Below are 14,244 nucleotides of genomic sequence, written 5' to 3' on the forward strand. Positions count from 1 at the left end.
GTTACACCTCAAATTTATAGCCTACACCCCAAACGGTTTGAATGTAGTTTCCACTTTCTCCGAGCTTCAAACGCATCGTTTTCACATGCGTATCTACTGTTCTTGTACTTCCTGCATAATCATATCCCCACACCTTTTCAAGTAATTGCTCACGACTAAATACTTGTCCATTATGTTGGCAAAGAAAATATAGTAAATCAAACTCTTTTACCGTAAGAGAAATCGACTCTCCATTCGTCTCGATTCTCCTACTTTTTTCATTTATAAGAATCGGTCCAAATTGAATCTCTTCTTGCTGCTCTTGCTTTGTATACCGTCTTAAAACAGCTTCCATACGAGCAATTAGTTCACCGGGACTAAATGGCTTTACAATATAATCATCTGCCCCCATCCGTAAGCCGTTCACCCTATTCCACTCTTCACCTTTTGCAGTTAAAAATATAATAGGTACATCTGACGTTTTTCGAATCTCTTTACAAACTGAAAGCCCATCCATCTCTGGCATCATAATATCCAATACAACGAAATCATAATGATCCGTCTCTAAATTTCGGAGAGCCTCTTTCCCATTTTCAGCTTCTCCCCACTCGTATCCGAAGTTATCCAAGTACATACCGACAAGTTGCCTCATATCACTTTCGTCATCTACAACTAGCACTCTATATTTACTCATTGTCCTTTCCCTTCTCTCTCTATGAGCTGAAACGGCCCTTTTCCGACTTTAATTGTTTGTTTTATTTTCATATTCTTTATATCCATTACGCATACTTCATCGCTATCATAACTAGCTACATATCCTTCTGCACCGCTTTTCAAAAATGCAAATGGATTAGATCCTACTTCTGTAGATCCTACCTCTTGATACGTACTTGCATCAAACTTTCTAAGCATATTAGAACCATGACTTAATGCATATACGTACTTATCATCCCTCGTTATATTCACAGGCATAAACGGAGCGTGTAAAGAGCGTACCATCTCTCCACTCTGTAAAGAATACACTAATACTTTCTCATTCACTTGATTTCCATCACCATGTCCGCCAATCCATATTTCTTTCCCATTAGCACTAACCGTTGCTCCTGTTGATGCCGGTGGAATCATAAAGGATTGTATAACTTCTTTTTTCTTCGTATCAATTGTCGTTAGTTTCGTATCATAAAAGTTCAATACAGATAACTGCTTATTATGCTCTACCATCGTTAACGGTCCTTTTCCTGTTGAAACACTACCCATCTCTTTCCCTTTTACCGTAAAGAACCTTACCTTTTGTTCATTTTGATCGGCAGCAAATAATTGTTTTCCATCTTCTGATGCGATAACATTAGCAATTCCTTTTCCCGTCTTGTATTTGTCTACTTGTCTTCCTTCTGCCAGTGAGTATACATACATATATTCTAACTGCTTGCCATAAACAAGTATGTCCTCACCATCTCGAAGTAGTGTAACCCCCGTAATCGGTTCATTCAATTCCCATGTTGTTATTAGCTTCTTTGTTTTTTTATTAATAAAACTAATACTACCTTCTTTTATATTAGTTGTTATAATAACACTTTTATCTTTAGCAATTGGTGTATACGAACTTCCTTGGCACCCTACTAATAGAAATAAAAAACAGAGAAGAAAAAAATACTTTCTCAAAAGATTCCCTCCATCTTCGGATGATTTCGTTATAATTGTAAAATAACAAATAAATGTGTGGAAAATGTGAAATCTTCCATTATTAATAAACTTACATATATAATGTACAACAAATAGAATTTGAGGTGTGCAAATTATGCTTTTTCCTGATTTAGCAAATAAAATTGTACGTGAAGTACGCAGACTAATTACTGAAAATATTATTATCATTAATATACAAGGATTTATTATCGCAAGTACAGATGCGGAAAGAATCGGTCAATTTCACGAAGGGGCGCTCCGCTGTGCGAAACAAAAGAAAACTGTCATTATTACAAAAGATGATGAACGACGTTTGCAAGGCGTGAAGGCTGGGATGAATCTCCCGTTACTATTCCATGACGAAGTAATCGGTGTCATTGGAATTACAGGGGAACCTAGGGATATTTCCCAATACGGAGAAATATTGCGCAAAATGACCGAATTGTTAATTCACGAAAATTATTTTTTAGAACAACTAGAACTTGAGCAACGTTCTTATGAAGCATTTGTTTTTGATTGGCTTCAAAGCACAGACTGGTCTCCAAGTTTTCTTGATCGTGCAAAAACGCTTGGCATTGATTTATATAAAAAGAAACAACTTATTTTATTATCAATCGCCCAAGATAATACGATGCTCCAGCGTAAAATTTGGCAACACATGCGCAACATTTTAGCAAAAGAAGATTTATTTGTTCGCTGGGGAAATGATCGGTTTATTTTATTTACAACAATGCAATCTAAAGAGCAAACCTTTCAATTTTTAAAACGGTTAAAACAAGACTGTGAAACTTTATTTTCTATCACACTATATATCGGAATTGGACAAACAGTTATCCCGAGCGATATGAATGTATCATATGAACAAGCATTACGCGCTCTTTCTGTTTCCCTTGAAACAAAAGGAATTGTATTTAATGAAGATTTACGTTTAGAGATGTGCTTACAAGATATTTCTACTGGAACTCGGAAAGAATTTCTCCAGCGTACAATTGAAAACTTATTATCATCTAATGAGCTTATGCACACTTTGCACTTATTTATTGATTACAACCAATCTTATAAACAAACAGCAGAAAAATTACATATACACATTAATACGCTGCATTATAGATTAAAAAAAATCGAGGAACATACAGGACTTGACCCTAAACAATTTAAAGATTTAAACGTTTTGTACTTTGCACTTCTATTATTAGATAATCATACAAAAAAGAATGAGAAAACAGAATAATCTTTAGATGATTAACCATAGAAAGAACCCCCCTACTTTTTTTATCATTATAATGAGAGCACTGTTACAACGTTTTTTATTATTACTAAATACGTTAACAGTTTGAGGGGGATTTCTAATGTTAGAAAAGCAAATTATTGATTCATTCGTATCCATTGTTGGCGAAAATAATGTAGATACATCCAATATGGGGCGTTTAACTTATAGTTATGATGCCACTCCAAACTTCCAAGCGATGCCTGATGCAGTCATTGCTCCTCGTAATACAAATGAAATAGCCGAAGTGTTAAAAGTGTGTAACACTCATAAGATCCCTGTATATATTCGTGGCTCTGGAACCAACCTTTGTGCAGGAACGTGTCCATTAGAAGGCGGTATCGTCCTTATTTTCCGCCATATGAACAAAATTTTGGAAATTGACGAAGAGAATTTAACAATTACTGTACAAGCTGGTGTTATTACACTTGATATTATTAAAGCAGTAGAAGAAAAAGGATTATTTTACCCACCAGATCCAAGCTCTATGAAAATTTCTACAATTGGCGGTAATATTAATGAAAACTCGGGCGGATTGCGTGGTTTAAAATATGGCGTAACACGTGATTATGTAATGGGGCTTGAAATTGTCTTACCGAATGGCAACATCATTCGCACTGGTGGTAAATTAGCAAAAGATGTGGCTGGTTATGATTTAACTCGTTTATTTATTGGTTCTGAAGGTACACTTGGTGTTGTAACAGAAGCGATATTAAAACTTGTTCCTACGCCTGAAACGAAGAAAACTATGCTCGCACTATATGAGGATATTAACGAAGCTGCACGTGCTGTCTCTTCCATTATTGCAAATAAAATCATTCCAGCGACACTTGAGTTTTTAGATCAACCGACAATTGAAGTTGTAGAAGAGTTTGCACAAATCGGTTTACCAACTGACGTAAAAGCAATTTTATTAATTGAACAAGACGGTCCACCTGAAGTCGTCAATCGTGATATTGAAAAAATGGCTAACGTTTGCCGCACCATGAACGCGGTTGATGTTCGCGTTGCAAAAGATGAAGCAGAAGCAGATGCGCTTCGTACAGCACGCCGTAGTGCATTGTCTGCACTTGCAAGACTAAAACCTACAACAATATTAGAAGATGCAACTGTACCACGTTCACAAATCGCTCCAATGGTTGAAGCAATTAATACGATTGCAAAAAAATATAATATTCCTATTTGTACTTTTGGGCATGCTGGTGATGGCAACCTACATCCAACTTGTATGACAGATGCCCGTAACGAAGAAGAAATGCACCGAGCTGAGCAAGCTTTCGCTGAAATATTTGCGAAAGCGATTGAGCTTGGTGGCACGATTACTGGTGAACATGGTGTTGGTGCGATGAAAGCTCCATATTTAGAAATGAAATTAGGTAAAGAAGGTATTGCTGCAATGCACGGTATTAAACAAGCCTTTGATCCAAATAACATTATGAATCCTGGAAAAATGTTCGCGAAAGACTCTCGTAAAAGAGTGGTGGTTGAGCGATGACAACATTAAATAAGGAGAAAATTCAAAAGGAATTTAAAGAACGATTAAATGAAGATGAACTATTAAATTGTATGCGATGCGGTTTTTGTTTACCTACTTGTCCTACTTACATTCAATCTGGATATAAAGAATCACACTCACCACGCGGACGTATCGCCTTAATGAAAGCAGTCGTTGATGGCTTAATTGAACCAGACGAAGATGTTGAAAATACATTAAACGTCTGCCTTGGTTGCCGCGCTTGCGAACCTGTTTGTCCATCCGGTGTGAATTACGGACATTTATTAGAAGAAGCTCGCGACATTATTAATCAAAATAAAAAATTCTCAATGCCAGTGAAAGCCGTTCGTAAAGTAGTATTTGAAGGGTTATTCCCTCATCAAAACCGTATGAGAACATTAACTGGACTCATCGGATTTTATCAACGCTCTGGTTTGCAGACGCTCTCACATAAAACGGGGATTATGAAGCTATTCCCTGAAACACTGGCAACAATGGATCTTGTCTTACCGAAAGCTCCTAAAATGAAAGAAATGAAAAATCGCCCTGAATTTTTACATGCTGAAATTACAAAGAAAAAACAAGTTGCTTTCTTCACTGGTTGTTTAATGGATACGATGTTTTTAGAAACAAATAACGCAACGATGAAACTTCTTCAGCTTGCCGGTTGTGATGTCGTTATTCCGAAAACACAAAGTTGCTGCGGGGCATTACACGGGCATGCTGGTGAAAAAAGTGGTGCAAAAGAATTAGCAAAACGAAATATACAAGCATTCGAAGATTTACAAATCGATTATATCATTACGAATGCAGGTGGCTGCGGAGCTTATCTCGTAGATTATGATTATTTATTAAAAGATGATCCTAAATGGGCAGAGCGCGCAAAGCAGTTTGTTTCTAAAATTAAAGATATTACTGCTATACTAGTAGAACTAGATTTCCATAAGCGAACTGATTTACGACTTTCGCCGCAAATTATTACGTACCAAGACTCTTGTCATTTACGTAATGTTATGCGAACATCTTCTGAACCTCGTATGTTGCTTGAGGCCATCCAAGGCGCAACATATCGTGAAATGAAAGATGCGGACCGTTGCTGTGGTTCTGCTGGTATTTATAATATTGTTCATTCAGAGTTATCAATGGAATTTCTAGATTACAAAATGGACCGTGTGAATGAAACAGATGCAGCGACAATTGTTACTGCAAATCCTGGGTGTCTATTACAAATGAAACTAGGTATTGAACGTGAAAAACTCTCTCATAAAATGCGTGGAATTCATATTGTAGACTTATTATTAGAAGCAATTGAAACCAACTCGTAATAACTCGTAACATACGTAACAATAGGAAAACGGCTATCTCTTCCGTCTATGTAAAGAGATAGCCGCTTTTTTGTCCGCTACAAAATTAAGAATATGTTACTTTATAATAAAAAAGAACAACAGAAACATTACAGTTTTGTAAAAAACAATCCAGTATATTCCTCAAAAAAACACATGAACCGTTGATACAATAGGATTCTCATTCTTTCATATAGGAAACTTCATCCAAAAAATCTCCATTTTTAGTAAGGATGAAAATGCGGAAAATTCCTTTTATACTCTAGCTTTCTCCTCTCTCCTCTTCTCTACTACTCTAGGATAAATTAGGTAAATTTTAAGTCTATGAATTTTTTTCCATCTTTTTTCTTGCAAATTATATGCTACGATAAATTTGTCAGTCGGACAGGCTGTCAAAAACAAATCGTGTGAAAACAATTTAAAACTTTACATAGGGGGACACACACATCATGAAAAAGCGTGTTTTATTATCTGTAGCTGCTGCAACAGCTCTTACTCTAGGAGTATCATCTTTAGATGCACAAGCTGCAACAGTACAACCATCTAACATAAAGGTTCAAAATATTCAGCATTCTAGAGTTGTTATGAAGCAAATGAGCCAACAAGAATTACAAGCATTCTTACAATCTATGGGAATCGAATCTTTAGCACAATGGAATCAAGGACAGTTCCAACAAGGTTGCTTCATTCCTGGTCAACAGCCTACTGAAAATGTTGTTACTGAACAACCAACAGCTAAACCAGAAACTCAAAAACCTGTAGAACAAAAACCTGTAGAACAAAAACCTGTAGAACAAAAGCCTGCTGAAGAAACAGCTAAACCAGAAGCTCAAAAACCTGCTGAAAATAACGGTACACAAAACAATAACAATCAAAACGAAACACAAAAACCTGCTGAGCAAAAGCCTGCTGAAGAAGCAAAATCTTTAAGCGAATTCGAACAACGCGTTGTTGAATTAACAAACGCAGAGCGTACAAAACAAGGCTTACCAGCATTAAAAATCGATACCGAATTAAGCAAAGTAGCACGTATTAAATCTGAAGATATGCAAAAGAATAACTACTTTGATCATAACAGTCCTACATACGGGTCTCCGTTTGACATGATGAAGAAATTTGGTATTTCTTATAAATCTGCGGGTGAAAACATCGCTCAAGGTCAACGTACACCAGAAGAAGTTGTACAAGCTTGGATGAACAGTGCTGGACACCGTGCAAATATCTTAAATAGCGGCTTCACTCACATCGGTGTTGGCTATGTAGAAAGCGGAAACTACTGGACACAACAATTTATTACGAAGTAAATAGAAAAAAAGAGTCTTCTCCTAGAAGACTCTTTTCTATGTTTCATAACTTTCTAATATGTATGCGTATAAAATGTAGAACATAAACAAAATAGACCCACAGCTTATTACACTAATTAACAGATAAAATCCCCACTTCAAGTTCAAAAATAACGACAACAATATGCTGCATGCCATCACTTGAAAGATTCGTCTACTAACTAAACGAATTTTTTGTAATTTAATCGGTTCTTTCTCAGTACCCTTCGCCTTTTTAAACTCTTTGCTAAGCATAAAAAGAAACATACTAATTCCAATTGTTAGTCCTGTTTGAAAGGATATAATATTTCCTAAATTAATCAAGAGAATGAGCATATGGATAAACAACATAAATAAAGTAACACTCTTTATAAATCCACTTATAATGAACTGCTCTCCTTTATTAAACTTATATATATTATGTGAAATAATATACACTAATCCATGTAAGAAAATAATAAGACAAGGAATAAATAATATAACAACTTGTTTACTCATAAACTCGTTTGGCACACCACTCTCGTTCCAATGTACTGCCATGCGACTTGATAAATATGGATAGAGGCATAGAGTAAATAAAAGACAAGCGAAAAATATTCCTAGTATATATTTATATTTGACCAAGTGATTCTCACCTCTCTTTTCTCTTTACGGCTTCGCCTCTTTTAGAGAAATCCCTGCAAAAATCTACCTTTCTCAATGTAAAACTTACATTTTACGCATTTGTTCTTTGAAATTCTTTCATTTTATTGTTTAAACTTGTAGGGAACGGTACTTCAACTTCGATCTCTTCTTTCGTAATTGGATGCAAAAAGTTAATTTTCATCGCATGCAACGCTTGATGGGGCATATATTTTGTTTGTCCACCGTATAATACATCCCCAACTAATGGATTTCCATTATAGCTCATATGAACGCGGATTTGATGGGTTCTACCGGTTTCTAATTGTAACGTTACAAGGGTAGTATCTTGCTTCTTAAAATATTTCTCTACTTTATAATATGTTATAGCTTGGTCACCCTTTTCAGATACGCGGCGCCTTGTAGCGTGATGTCGATCTCTTCCGATGGCCACGTCAATTGTGCCCTGCTTCTTTTTTACTTTCCCTTCAACAAGTGCCGTATACGTTCTTTTAATCTTTCGTTCCATTAATAGACGATCCATAATCGCACCAGCTATTCTATGCTTCGCGAATACAACTCCGCCTGTCGTATCTTTATCTAGCCGATGAATATGACGAACCTTCGTCTCTAAACCTTGCATTTGAAAATGAAAAGCAACAAGATTTGCAAGTGTTCCCGTCCCATTTTTTTCAGAAGGATGCGTATCCATTTGCTCCGGCTTATTTACAATGATTACGTGATCATCTTCAAACACTACATCTAATTCACCGTATACCGGCTCTACGCCGTACTCCTCCTCCATAAACATATGAACTTGCAACTTATCTCCTTCTTTTAAAAGTTCACTCCATCTCCTCTGTTCGCCGTTAATTGTAACGCCTTTTTCCATACGAAGCTGATGTAATAACTTTTTCGGTACTTCCCATTCTACTTTTAACAACGACTCAATGCTTATACCATTCCATATCGCTGGAACCGTAATTTCGCACCATTCGCCCTTTTTCTTCGTTTCCATACTATATCACCTTATTTCTATTGATTCCCCTATTGTAACGGAAAACACTATATGATGCACCGTCAAAAATAAAGGGCAGCCTACAAACAGACTGTCCTTTACGCTCTAATCCTTTTCATTTCCTGCAACACTTCTTCAGCTTTTTGTTCATACGATAAATCTTTAAAGAAATCTGCCAATCGTTTATAGTCGTTGTACGTATCTAATAAGTCGTCTATCTTCTCTACTTTCATAACTTGCTGTTTTTGCTTCATTTTTACTGGATAACGATACCCCGATACTTCTTGTATTTTGTAATATTCTTCTTCTACTTGAATAACCTTTACAAGTTCCTCCTCTTCCGCATCCATCGTATACCCGTCAAATTCTCTAAGCAACTCATATATAATATGAGTCCATTCATCTTTTGGATAAAACCCTTTTTCTAACCGATAACCGACAATGCGATACATATGCCCATCGTTTTCCGCAAACTGTACTGTATCATTTAGCTTAAACTTAAAATAACGAAACATTGCCTTCACCTACTTGTATGTATTGTTCTTATCACATACTATTTGCAAAATATAGGCCTTGCTATTCATAAAAAAATACTCATCTTATAGATGAGTATTTTTTACGATGATTTTTCTCTTTTCTTTCGAAATGGTAACCACCAGTTCCAATCTCCAAACAATTTCATTAGACTTGGTACAAGCATAAGTCGAATAATTGTTGCATCAAGAAATATCGCTAACGCAACACCAATACCCATCTGCTTTACTGGTAAAATATCAGTAAAGGCGAATGCACCAGTAACAACAATCATAATTAAAGCAGCGGACGTAATGATGCGGCTTGTCGAGACAAGCCCTTCTAGCGTTGCTTGATCGTTATCTCCTGTTTCCTCATATAACTCATGGATTCGTGAAATAAGAAATACTTCATAATCCATGCTTAGTCCAAATACGAGACCGAAAATGAAGATTGGCAAAACAAATAGAACTGAACTCTCATCTAATCCGAAATGACCACCTTCAAATAACCAAATAACAATTCCAATTGTTGCACTTAAACTAAGTACATTCATAATAATTGCCTTTATTGGAATGAGTATAGAACGGAATGCGAATAATAAAATAACAAAGGTTGATCCAAATATAACAGACATACCAATTGCAACTTTATCTTTAATTTCATCTTCTAACTCTTGTTGGAACGTTGTCATCCCGCCTAAATAATAAGTAACATCGTTTTCTTTATAATTCTTTTTGAAATCACGAACCCATTGTTTAGCTTTTTCCGTACGTGGTTTTGTATCTAGGAAAACTTGAATAGTCGTCTTATTCCCTTTCGTATACGCTTCAAATACAGGAGCTATTTTCGCCGCTTCCGGTGATTTTAACATTCCCGCAACTTGATCTGCTTTCATTCCATTTAGCTCGTTATATACACTTTTCACCTTATATACTTGCTTATCATCTTTTAACTTTTGAACGACATTTTCTACCTTTTGTAAGCTTTCTTTTTCTGTTATATCATTCTTCGTCTCTACTACTAAAGTAACATCGGCGTGTGTTTTGACAGTCTTATTAAAGGCTTCTTCATACTTCTCAAATGCAACTCTCGTATCACTCTTTTCTGGTAATGCTTCGACACCAGGAAACTGCAAATTAGCTGTACGTAGTGGTAATAAGCAAATAACAATAAATGTTGTAACAGCAACAATCATTACGATTGGATGTTTCATTACAAACTGCGCAAATTTACGCCATACATTCGATGGAGTAGGTGCTACCTGATTCTTTTTTAATATTCTTTTTCCGATTAAAGATAACAGTGCAGGAAGGAGTGTGAGTGAAAATAAAATGCTCATAATGACAACAATCATCCCGCTAATGGCAACAGATTGAATATAGTCTATCTTAAAGAAAAATAAACCGGATAAACCGACGAATACACATAACCCTGAAAATACGATAGCGCGTCCCGCGGTTTGATACGTAATCGCGATTGCCTCTTTCACTGTTCTCTTCGCAACTTCCTCTCGAAAGCGATTTACAAATAACAGTGCAAAATCAATTGATAATGCGAGCCCAATCATCGGTGCAACATTTAACACGAAAATAGATAGCTCTTTATCAATACCGATAAAATATAAAATCCCCATCGTACTAATTACACTTAGTAGCCCATTTAAAATCGGTAAAATAGACGCAAGCAGACTCCCAAATGAGAATAATAGTACGAGAAAAGCAATAGGTAAACCGATCATCTCTGCTACTTTTAAATCATTTTGTGTTCTTTCATTAATCTCTTGATTAATTTTCGGATACCCTGTCGATGTTACTTTTAATACTGCACTACTTTCTTTCTTGATTTCATCAGCAAATTGCAATGTCTTTTCCATTCGATCTTTATTTGTTTTCCCGGAAAATAAAATCGTCGCATAACCGATATCATCTTGTAGCATCTCTTTATTTTCTATTGGATGATGGAAAGACTCATATGTTTCTTTCTCTTGAATATGTTTTATAATTCCCTCTATACCTTTTTGAAACTCCTCATGTGAAGCATCCTTGTTCTTCTCAAAGACGAGTAAAAGTGTATCCTGAGACTGCTTAAAATCTTTATCTAAAATTTCTTTCGTCTTTTGATAATCTCCTTCCGTTTGGAAACCATCACCACCTAATACTCCTGGAAGTTTCGGAGCAAAAATACCGAGCGCTATCGCTAATACTATTAATGCTACGATTACTGTATAACGGAATTTATACAAAAAAGCCCCTAACTTCCCCCACTTATCAATTTTATGTACATTTGTCTTCACACATTTCCACCTACTTTATATAATTCCATTGTCACTTATACTGTATCATATCTTTGTATAAACAAAAAATGTCTGGAAACACTATAATGATAGTTTTTCCAGACATTTTTCTATCTCTCTTTATTAAGCTGAAGCCTCTCGGTAAGTAAACGATGACAATAAATCGCTATAATTAACAAAATCCCACCTACGCAATAACCAGCTAAAATATCAGTCGGATAATGAACATTTAAAATAACTCTACTTAATCCAATCAATATAATTAATATGCCCAGCAAAATCGTAATACCACATTTCCCAGCTACACTCTTCAAATTGGCAGCAATGATATAGGCAAGAAAACCAAATGTCATAATAGATAGCATTGCATGTCCACTTGGGAAGCTATATCCAAGTGCGTCAAGTGCCTCATTTAATGACGGACGGTCTCTTTTTACAATTTCTTTTATCCCTTTAGTAACAAGATGTGTCGTTAATATAGCCATTGGATACACAATCATAGCAGCATAATAACGTTTTTTCCAAAAAACGAGCAAACTTATAATTAGTGTCGTTATAACTCCAATTGCAGATCCTAACTTTGTAACGTATGTGAAGAATGTAAGTGAGCCTTCTGTTTGTAATCCTTTTACCATCCCGCGGACATATGTATCCACTGCTGTAACTCCGCATGCTTGTACTCTCCAAGCGATAATGCCGAATAAAGCAAGTAATAAAATCATACACATGAACTCATATCGATGTAACTTTTTCTTCAAACGATTTCCTCCTACTTATGAAAAAATGCGATTTCTATTCAGAAACCGCATTTTCTTACTTATTTACCTTTTGTTTTCAACTCTGTCCAGTAGCGATCGTAGTCTTTTAACTTATCGTCTACATCAACAAGCCATTCTGTACGATTTAATTCTTCTGGTGATAAGAAGATCATGTGGTTATCACGATATTCTTTACTATGAAGAGAACGAGCTTTTTCATTTGGATTACTGTAACCAATTGACTCGTAGTTTTTCACACTTACTTTTTCATCTAATAAGTAGTTCATAAACTTCTCTGCAAGTTCTTTATGTTTTGCACCTTTTGGAATCGCTAACGTATCAGCCCAAATTGTACCGCCTTCTTTTGGTACAACATATTCTACATCTTTATTATCTTTTGCGATAAATGCTGCGTCTCCAGACCATACAGTCCCGATCCACGCATCTTCAGTAATGAATTTTTGTTTAATGTTATCTGTATCAAATGCTAGTAAGTTTGGAAGTAGCTTCTGTAAATCAGTAGCTGCCGTCTTTAACTGCGCATCGTCTTTTGTACTATTAGAGAAACCGTTTTTCTTAAGTCCCATTCCTAATACTTCACGAGAATCATTTAATAAAGTAACATGTCCTTTATATTTATCGTTCCATAAATCAGCCCAGCTTGTAGGTGCTTCTTTCACATACTTTTTATTGTATGCAATTCCTGTTACACCCCAAGTATATACTAGAGAGTATTTATTCTCTGGGTCAAATGGAGGTGTTTTAAAATTAGAAACTAGATTTTCGATATTTGGAATATTCTTCTTATCTAGCGGCTCTAATAAGTCCATTTTCGCCATTGTTTTAACCATGTAATCAGACGGCTGAATTAAATCGTATTTCGCACCGCCAGCTTGTAATTTTGCAAGCATTTCTTCGTTACTTGCGTATTTATCATAGTTAATTTTCACGTTATATTTCTTTTCAAAATCCTTTAGAACTTGCTCATCAAAATTATCAGCCCAGCTATAAATATTTAATTCTTCTTTCTTCTCGCCGCAACCAGCAAGTACACCTGCAACAAGACTGAAGCTAATTGCTGCACCAGCTAATCTCTTCATTAATTTCATCGGTTTATTACCCCCTCGTACTTTCTATATCATTCGTATTATAAAGGAAGGTGTCCTCCAGAGTTTTCTTCACCATCTGCACCTTTGTTACGGAAGATTTCAGATAAAACCATTAATCCTACGATAACAACAATTAAAATTGTAGAAAGAGCATTAATTTCAGGTGATACTCCACGCTTAACCATACTGTAAATGTATAATGGCAATGTTGTTGATCCTGGTCCTGATACGAAGAAACTAATTACAAAATCATCAATTGATAATGTGAATGTTAATAGTGCTGCTGAAACAACTCCCGGCGCAATGGCTGGAAATGTTACATAGCGAAATGTTTGCCACGGTGTTGCACCTAAATCATTTGCAGCCTCTTCTAAATCACGTCCCATACTAGAAAGACGTGCCGCTAAAATAACAACAACAAATGAAATACTAAATGTAATGTGCGCAATAATAATCGTTACTTGTCCAAGTTCGATACCTAATTGGCTAAATAAGATTAGTAAAGATAATCCCATTAAAATATCAGGAATTAAAATTGGTAAGTATACAAGGCCGTTAATAGCCCCTTCAAAACGATATTTATAACGATGTAATGCAATCGCAAAAATCACACCAAGAATGGTCGTTACAACCGTCGTTATAATCGCGATCGTCATACTATTTATAAACGCATCAATAACATCTTGTTTTTGAAATAAATCTGTATACCAATGGAATGTAAAGCCTTCCCATTCCGCATTAATACGGGAATCGTTGAAGGAATATACCATTAAAACCATCATTGGAAAATACAAGAATAATAAAATTAACCAAGAATAAGAAACTAAAAACTTCTTCATC

At 35.7% G+C, this 14,244-nt stretch carries 13 protein-coding genes; 4 read left to right on the forward strand and 9 right to left on the reverse strand.

The window, feature by feature from the left end; genetic code table 11:
- Window position 1 precedes the first annotated feature (1 nt).
- Both MR109_RS10830 and MR109_RS10835 read right to left on the reverse strand, forming a co-directional pair.
- Window positions 2-673, reverse strand: a complete 672-nt coding sequence (locus MR109_RS10830; RefSeq protein WP_048369519.1) for a response regulator transcription factor — start codon at window positions 671-673, stop codon at window positions 2-4.
- Window positions 670-1,641 carry a YncE family protein gene (locus tag MR109_RS10835; protein ID WP_098789058.1) on the reverse strand — a complete coding sequence of 324 codons (972 nt, stop codon included), beginning with the start codon at window positions 1,639-1,641 and terminating at the stop codon, window positions 670-672. The genes MR109_RS10830 and MR109_RS10835 overlap by 4 nt, the downstream gene beginning before the upstream one ends.
- A gap of 136 nt (window positions 1,642-1,777) precedes the next feature.
- On the opposite strand from MR109_RS10835, the gene MR109_RS10840 reads away from it, so the two are divergent.
- The 4 genes from MR109_RS10840 (at window position 1,778) to MR109_RS10855 (ending at window position 7,071) form a co-directional block, all read left to right on the forward strand.
- Complete coding sequence (locus MR109_RS10840; protein ID WP_242272070.1) at window positions 1,778-2,893, forward strand: CdaR family transcriptional regulator; 1,116 nt, start codon at window positions 1,778-1,780, stop codon at window positions 2,891-2,893.
- Window positions 2,894-3,011: 118 nt separating this feature from the next.
- Entirely contained in the window at window positions 3,012-4,424 is a 1,413-nt protein-coding gene (gene glcD / locus MR109_RS10845; protein ID WP_242272071.1) for a glycolate oxidase subunit GlcD, read from the forward strand.
- Window positions 4,421-5,749 (forward strand): (Fe-S)-binding protein, encoded by a 1,329-nt coding sequence (locus MR109_RS10850; protein ID WP_098304886.1) that lies wholly within the window; start codon window positions 4,421-4,423, stop codon window positions 5,747-5,749. The genes glcD and MR109_RS10850 overlap by 4 nt, the downstream gene beginning before the upstream one ends.
- Window positions 5,750-6,216: 467 nt before the next feature.
- Window positions 6,217-7,071 carry a CAP domain-containing protein gene (locus tag MR109_RS10855; RefSeq protein WP_002170944.1) on the forward strand — a complete coding sequence of 285 codons (855 nt, stop codon included), beginning with the start codon at window positions 6,217-6,219 and terminating at the stop codon, window positions 7,069-7,071.
- 36 nt (window positions 7,072-7,107) lie between these two features.
- Here the strand turns inward: MR109_RS10855 and MR109_RS10860 are convergent, their stop codons facing one another.
- From MR109_RS10860 to potC, 7 genes are all read right to left on the reverse strand, one after another.
- Entirely contained in the window at window positions 7,108-7,713 is a 606-nt protein-coding gene (locus tag MR109_RS10860) for a DUF1648 domain-containing protein (protein ID WP_098304884.1), read from the reverse strand.
- 91 nt (window positions 7,714-7,804) lie between these two features.
- On the reverse strand, window positions 7,805-8,728 hold the full coding sequence (locus MR109_RS10865) for an RluA family pseudouridine synthase (protein ID WP_242272072.1): 924 nt from the start codon (window positions 8,726-8,728) through the stop codon (window positions 7,805-7,807).
- A 98-nt stretch (window positions 8,729-8,826) separates the two neighbouring features.
- Window positions 8,827-9,243, reverse strand: coding sequence for a hypothetical protein (locus tag MR109_RS10870; protein WP_002170941.1), 417 nt, complete (start codon window positions 9,241-9,243; stop codon window positions 8,827-8,829).
- Window positions 9,244-9,344: 101 nt separating this feature from the next.
- Window positions 9,345-11,537 carry an MMPL family transporter gene (locus tag MR109_RS10875; RefSeq protein WP_242272073.1) on the reverse strand — a complete coding sequence of 731 codons (2,193 nt, stop codon included), beginning with the start codon at window positions 11,535-11,537 and terminating at the stop codon, window positions 9,345-9,347.
- Between the two features lie 110 nt (window positions 11,538-11,647).
- Window positions 11,648-12,295: a phosphatase PAP2 family protein gene (locus tag MR109_RS10880; RefSeq protein WP_242272074.1), complete on the reverse strand. Its 648-nt coding sequence runs from the start codon at window positions 12,293-12,295 to the stop codon at window positions 11,648-11,650.
- A gap of 59 nt (window positions 12,296-12,354) precedes the next feature.
- On the reverse strand, window positions 12,355-13,404 hold the full coding sequence (gene potD / locus MR109_RS10885; protein WP_048369538.1) for a spermidine/putrescine ABC transporter substrate-binding protein PotD: 1,050 nt from the start codon (window positions 13,402-13,404) through the stop codon (window positions 12,355-12,357).
- Window positions 13,405-13,442: 38 nt separating this feature from the next.
- Window positions 13,443-14,243 (reverse strand): spermidine/putrescine ABC transporter permease PotC, encoded by an 801-nt coding sequence (potC, locus tag MR109_RS10890; protein WP_048369540.1) that lies wholly within the window; start codon window positions 14,241-14,243, stop codon window positions 13,443-13,445.
- Between the last annotated feature and the right edge of the window lies 1 nt (window position 14,244).

Origin of the sequence: Bacillus cereus group sp. BfR-BA-01310 (assembly GCF_022664325.1) — a bacterium.
GTDB classification, from domain to species: Bacteria; Bacillota; Bacilli; order Bacillales; family Bacillaceae_G; genus Bacillus_A; species Bacillus_A paramycoides.

What these genes read in the sequence shown, in the direction of transcription:
- MR109_RS10830 (WP_048369519.1), bottom strand. Translation starts at nt 673, where the DNA reads ATGAGTAAATATAGAGTGCTAGTTGTAGATGACGAAAGTGATATGAGG.
- MR109_RS10840 (WP_242272070.1), top strand. Translation starts at nt 1,778, where the DNA reads ATGCTTTTTCCTGATTTAGCAAATAAAATTGTACGTGAAGTACGCAGA.
- glcD (WP_242272071.1), top strand. Translation starts at nt 3,012, where the DNA reads ATGTTAGAAAAGCAAATTATTGATTCATTCGTATCCATTGTTGGCGAA.
- MR109_RS10850 (WP_098304886.1), top strand. Translation starts at nt 4,421, where the DNA reads ATGACAACATTAAATAAGGAGAAAATTCAAAAGGAATTTAAAGAACGA.
- MR109_RS10855 (WP_002170944.1), top strand. Translation starts at nt 6,217, where the DNA reads ATGAAAAAGCGTGTTTTATTATCTGTAGCTGCTGCAACAGCTCTTACT.
- MR109_RS10865 (WP_242272072.1), bottom strand. Translation starts at nt 8,728, where the DNA reads ATGGAAACGAAGAAAAAGGGCGAATGGTGCGAAATTACGGTTCCAGCG.
- MR109_RS10870 (WP_002170941.1), bottom strand. Translation starts at nt 9,243, where the DNA reads ATGTTTCGTTATTTTAAGTTTAAGCTAAATGATACAGTACAGTTTGCG.
- potD (WP_048369538.1), bottom strand. Translation starts at nt 13,404, where the DNA reads ATGAAATTAATGAAGAGATTAGCTGGTGCAGCAATTAGCTTCAGTCTT.
- potC (WP_048369540.1), bottom strand. Translation starts at nt 14,243, where the DNA reads ATGAAGAAGTTTTTAGTTTCTTATTCTTGGTTAATTTTATTATTCTTG.